2 protein-coding genes and 1 pseudogene are annotated in these 2,613 nt (G+C 71.6%); 1 reads left to right on the top strand and 2 read right to left on the bottom strand.

Translation table 11 applies throughout. The annotated features are described in order from the left end of the window. The coding region (gene rsmI, locus DBR36_RS14870; protein ID WP_108320532.1) for a 16S rRNA (cytidine(1402)-2'-O)-methyltransferase at nt 1-798 on the bottom strand (798 nt) is incomplete at its 3' end. 23 nt (nt 799-821) lie between these two features. On the opposite strand from rsmI, the gene DBR36_RS14865 reads away from it, so the two are divergent. Continuing rightward, nucleotides 822-2,393 (top strand): dolichyl-phosphate-mannose--protein mannosyltransferase, encoded by a 1,572-nt coding sequence (locus DBR36_RS14865; protein WP_108320528.1) that lies wholly within the window; start codon nt 822-824, stop codon nt 2,391-2,393. Between the two features lie 19 nt (nt 2,394-2,412). Here the strand turns inward: DBR36_RS14865 and DBR36_RS17890 are convergent. After that, nucleotides 2,413-2,613 (bottom strand): annotated as a pseudogene (locus DBR36_RS17890) (thioredoxin domain-containing protein); the annotation flags it as partial.

Genomic DNA, 2,613 nt, shown 5'->3' with positions numbered 1-2,613 from the left:
CGCCTGGTACAGCTCGCGCGAGGAGTGGCCCGTCTGCGACGCCACCTCGGCGGCGGCGTCCTTGAGACGCGCTCCCCCGCCCACGAGCGCGAGCACCTGGGTCACGGCATCCGGGAACTCCACCTCGCGCGCGGCCGCGCCGCCGACGACGATCGCGATCTCACCGCGGACGCCCTCGGACGCCCACGCCGCGAGCTCGCCCAGCGTCCCGCGCTTGACCTCTTCGTACAGCTTCGTCAGTTCGCGGCAGACGGCGGCGGGACGATCGGCGCCGAACGCCCCCGCGAGGTCGTCGAGGGTGGATGCCAATCGGGACGGCGACTCGAAGAAGACGAGCGTGCGCTGCTCGGACGCCAGCTGCGCGAAGACCTTGCGACGCTCCCCGGGCTTGCGGCGCGGAAACCCCTCGAACGCGAAGCGGTCGGTGGGGAGCCCCGCGACGGCGAGCGCCGTGACGACCGCGCTGGGTCCGGGCAGGGCGGTCACCGTCACCCCGGCCGCGGCGGCGGCGGCGACGAGGCCGAAACCGGGGTCGCTGACGGTGGGCATGCCGGCATCGCTGAGCACGAGCAAGTCGTCCTCGCGGGCGAGCGCGACGAGCTCGGCGGCGCGCTCCTTCTCGTTGTGGTCGTGCAGCGCGATCAGGCGCGGACGGTTCTCGACGCCCAGACCGGCGAGCAGGCGCTGGGTGGTGCGGGTGTCCTCGGCGGCGACGACGGTGGCGTTCTCGAGCGCCTCGACCAGCCGCCGCGAGGCGTCACCGAGATTGCCGATCGGGGTCGCCGCGAGGATGATCACCGTTCCACCTTAGGCTGGGGGCCGTGAGCGCTGCCGCCCCTTCCCTGCTGCCCTCGGCCGAGCCGACGCGCCTCGACCGATGGCGCGACGTCCTGCTGGCCGATCCGCGGCGCCTGCGCCTGTGGCGGTGGCTCGCCCCGGCGATTGTCACGCTGGTAGCCGCGGTGCTGCGCCTGGTCGACATCGGCAACCCGCACCAGCTCGTCTTCGACGAGACGTACTACGTCAAGGACTCCTGGAGCCAGTGGGTGCTCGGCTACCCCTCGCAGTGGCCCGAAGAGACCGATCCGCGCTTCGCCGCCGGTGAGACCGACATCTTCACCGGTATCGGCAGCTACGTCGTGCACCCGCCGCTGGGGCGCATCCTCATCGGCGCGGGGATGGCGCTGCTCGGCCCCGACTCCGCGACCGGCTGGCGCATCTCGGCCGCCGTGTTCGGCACGGCCACCGTGCTGCTGGTCTACCTGCTCGCGTGGAGCCTGACGCACTCGATCGTGTTCTCGTCCGTGGCATCCGGTCTCATCGCCATCGACGGACTGGGAATCGTGCTCAGCCGCATCTCGCTGCTGGACGTCTTCTTGACGTTCTTCATCGTCCTGGCGTTCTGGTTCGCCGTGCTCGACCGGCGCCGTACGGGCGACCGGCTCGACGCCGCGATGGACGCCCTGCCCGGTCACACGCACACCTGGGGTCCACTGCTGTGGGACCGCCCGTGGCTGCTGGCCGCGGGTGCCGCCGCGGGGGCGGCGACCGCCGTGAAGTGGTCGGGCCTGTACGTGCTCGCCGCGATCGGCGTCTACGCGGTCGTGACCGACGCGCTCGCCCGGCGCCGCCAGAGGATCGTGCAGTGGCCGATGGATGCCGTGCGCCAGGGCCTGATGTCGTTCGTCGTGCTCGTGCCGATCAGCGTCGTGGTGTACCTCGCGAGCTGGACCGGGTGGCTGTTCACCGACGGCGGCTACATGCGCGAGACGGACCAGAACGCGACCGGACCCTTCGCGTGGGTGCCGATGGCCCTCCAGAACCTCTGGGCGTACCACCAGGAGATGTACCGGTTCCACGTCGGGCTGGTCACCCCGCACAGCTACGCCAGCCCGGCGTGGCAGTGGCCGCTGCTGCTGCGCCCCACGTCGATGTACTGGCATCAGGACGATGTCGGGGTGAACGGCTGCACCCTGCCGGCCGGGTGCACCGAGGCGATCTCGAGCATCGCGAACCCCGTGATCTGGTGGGCCGGGATCGCGGCATCCGTCTATCTGCTCGTGCGGTTCGTGATGGTGCGGGACTGGCGCTTCGCGGTCGTGCTCACGGGCCTGGCCGCCACCTACGTGCCGTGGCTGCTGTACCCCGAGCGCACGATCTTCCAGTTCTACACCGTGGCGATGCTGCCGTTCCTGGTGCTCGCCCTGGCCTTCGCGCTGCAGGACGTCGCCCGCGGGGTGCGCGGATCCTCGCGTCTGAGCGGACAGGTGATCGTGCTGGCGTTCCTCGTGGTGTGCGTGGGGGTGTCGGCGTTCTGGTACCCCGTGTGGGCGGGACTGCCCGTGCCGTACGAATTCTGGCGACTGCACAACTGGCTGCCCAGCTGGATCTGAGCCGGATCCCGCCCGCTCCTCAGCGCAGGTGCGCGGGGTCGGTCGTCGGCAGCGCGCACGCGAACGCGCGGCAGTCGTACGCCGTGGCCTCGCCGCCCTGGGCCACCTTGCCCGCGAACAGCTCGAACCCCGCCTCGGCGAACGCCCGCGCCTGGTCGGGCGAGACGACGGCGACCACGTCCGCGGGCAGGCGTCGCGCGACGTCGGCGATCTCGGCATC

The organism is Microbacterium sp. HMWF026 (assembly GCF_003061325.1).
In the GTDB taxonomy this organism is placed as follows: Bacteria; Actinomycetota; Actinomycetes; order Actinomycetales; family Microbacteriaceae; genus Microbacterium; species Microbacterium testaceum_E.
The sequence above is the reverse complement of the archived record's forward strand: the minus strand, read 5'-3'. Positions and strand labels throughout refer to the sequence as shown.